Source organism: Actinoplanes sp. NPDC051411, from assembly GCF_040682075.1.
GTDB lineage: Bacteria > Actinomycetota > Actinomycetes > Mycobacteriales > Micromonosporaceae > Actinoplanes.
In genome coordinates, this window is the sequence record NZ_JBFBAD010000273.1 from 1 (window position 1) to 2,656 (window position 2,656).

Annotated in this window: 1 protein-coding gene and 1 pseudogene; both read right to left on the reverse strand. The window is 67.9% G+C overall.

Annotated elements, in window-relative coordinates:
* Positions 1 to 72 precede the first annotated feature (72 nt).
* Positions 73 to 849: an IS21-like element helper ATPase IstB gene (gene istB, locus AB0M88_RS53100; protein WP_364116264.1), complete on the reverse strand. Its 777-nt coding sequence runs from the start codon at positions 847 to 849 to the stop codon at positions 73 to 75.
* Between the two features lie 173 nt (positions 850 to 1,022).
* Positions 1,023 to 2,462 (reverse strand): annotated as a pseudogene (istA, locus tag AB0M88_RS53105) (IS21 family transposase); the annotation flags it as partial.
* Positions 2,463 to 2,656: the final 194 nt, after the last annotated feature.

Here is a 2,656-nt window from a genome sequence, read left to right on the forward strand (position 1 = left end):
TGTCAGCGCTCACGGAATTCTCCGGGGTCTGGCTCAGGTAATTCCCCAGGTGGTGGCCCTCGGGGTGTAGTTCTATCTGGTGGTTGTGGTGGTTGTCGACCCGGCGGAGCCGGGTCGTTTGTTGGGTCGGTAGCTGGGTCCGTTCATGAAGATCTGGTGGCTGGTGTTGATGAGTCGGTCGAGGAGGGACTCGGCGACGACGGGGTTGGGGAACAGCGGATACCAGTCGGCGGGTGACCGGTTCGAGGTCGCGATCAGGGATCGGCCGTTCTGGGCGCGTTCGCTGATGACCTCATAGAGGTCGTCGGCTTGTTGGGCGGTCAGTTCGCGCATGGCGAAGTCGTCGAGGATCAGCAGGGCGGGCCGGACGAGTTCGGCGAGGCGTCGGGGCCAGGTGCGGTCGGCGTGGCCGCCGGCCAGATCGGCGAGGGCGCGGCTGGTTTTGAGGAAGCGGACGTCGGCGCCGTGGCGGACGGCGAGGTGGCCGAGGGCTTGGGCGATGTGTGTTTTGCCGACGCCGACGGGGCCGTGGAGGATGACTGATTCGCCGGTGTGTAGCCAGCGCAGGGCTGCGAGGTCGCGGATCTGGGCGGCAGGCAGTTTCGGGCTGGCGACAAAGTCGAATTCTTCCAAGGTGGTGGCCTGGTCAAAGCGGGCTCGGTGCAGCCGGCGTTGGATGCTCATGGTGTCGCGGCGGCTGATTTCGTCGTGGCAGAGGACCTGCAGGAATTCCAGGTGGCCGAGCTCGCCTGCTTGGGCTTGGGTGAGCCGGGCGTCGAGGGTGTGCAGCATGCCGGAGAGCTTCAGGGTGCGCAGGCTGTCGCGCAGGGCGGCGTCGACGATGGTCACGAGATCTCCTTGGGCTGCTGGTCGCTCGTGGTGGCCGGGTCCGCGACGGGTGCCGGGTTCGTGGTGGGCAGGGGGATGACGTTCGCGAACAGCTGCGAAGGGCCGTGCAGATGCGCGGCGGCACCGCCATCGCCGCTGGCCGGCCGGGGCGGGTCGGTCTCGGCGCCGACGGCCAGGATCCCTTTGATAGTGCGGTAGGACGGGTCCCCGGCCGCGATGGCTTTGGCGCAGGCCGCTTCGAGCCGAACGGTGCCGTGTTTGCCGGCCAAGCCGAGCACGCCTTGCGCGGCGCGGAGCCGGAACAGGGCGTTGACCTCGAGCAGCCCGGCGATCACCTGCTGGCAGGCGGGGCCGATCTCGGCGGCGCGGGTGCGGCACCAGGTCGGCGTGCGCATCCGGAAGGCGATCTTCTCCGGCGGGTAGTGCCCGAAGTCGGTCTGTTTCCCGGATGGTTTGCGGCCGTGGGTCGCGATCAGCTCGCCGTGGTGGAAGATCTGCACCATCATCGGGGTCTCGCGGGCGTCGACCCGCTGGCCGACGTGGCGCCATGGCACCGAGTAGATCGTCTTGCCGACCTTGGCGTGGATGTCCGGGCCGACCATCGCCGTCGACCACGTCGCCAAGGTGAACGGGCGGGCCGGCAGCGGCTGCAACGCGGCGGCTTCGACCGCGGCGAACACCGCCGCCGGCGCGGCACCCGACAGCGGCCGGCAAGCCCTGCGGCCGGCCACCTCGACGCACCAGGCGATCGCGGCGGCCTGCATCTGGTCAAGGGAGGTGAACTGCCGTCCGCGCCAGAACGAGTCGCGGATATAGGGCATCGGCCGTTCGATACGGGCCTTGTCCCGCGGTTTGCGGGCCCGAGCGGGGTCGACCAGCGCTCCGTAATGCTCGGCCAGTTCCGCATACGACCGGTTGATCTTCGGGTCGTAGAGGTCGGGCTTGTCGACCCCGGTGCGCAGGTTGTCCGGGACCAGCCGGCGCGGGACACCGCCGAAGAACGCGAATGCCTCGACATGCGCTTGAGTCCACGCCCGCTGATCCATCGTCAACACCGGCCGCACGAACATGTGCCGGGAGCAGGCCATCACCATCGCGAACGCCCAGACCCGCCGCTGTTTGCCGGTGGCCGGGTCGGTCCAGGAACCCAGATGTCCGTAGTCGATCTGAGCTTCCTCACCGGCTGGGAAGTCGGTCTCGTCACGCAAAACGACGACCCGGTCCCGGCGCACCTGCTCGGCCATGTTGGCCGCGACATACCGCTTCAACGACGCCACGCTCGCGGTCAGGCCGTGCTCGTCGCGTAGCCGCTGATGGATCGTCGCCTGCGTCACCCCGGCCTTCAACGACTCGGCGATGTACTCGTGGAACACCGAGATCTGCGGCCAGGTGATCTGCCGCAACCGCGCGTCAGCCAGCTGTGGGAACCAGCGGGTCACCAACTCGGCCCAGTCGTGCTGGCTCATCACCGGCCCGCCCGGGCTCAACCCGGCAGCGACCGCCGGCGTCAGATACTTCCGGATCGTTTTGCGGTCCACGCCCAGCGACACCGACAACTCGCTGATCGAGCGTCCCGCATACCAGTGGGTGAAGATCTCGGTCACATCGACCACGTCGAACGTTCTCCTCGCCATCGGCTCCCTCACCCGTCGTCCGGACGAGAGAGCACTCTTCCTTGATCGCGAGGACCACCAACCGGGATACCCGGGTACCCAGCTATCCCACCTGGGGAATTACGTGAGCGACGGGGTGGGGAATTACGTGAGCGTCAGACCGCTACAGGTGGGGAATTCCGTGAGCGCCGACA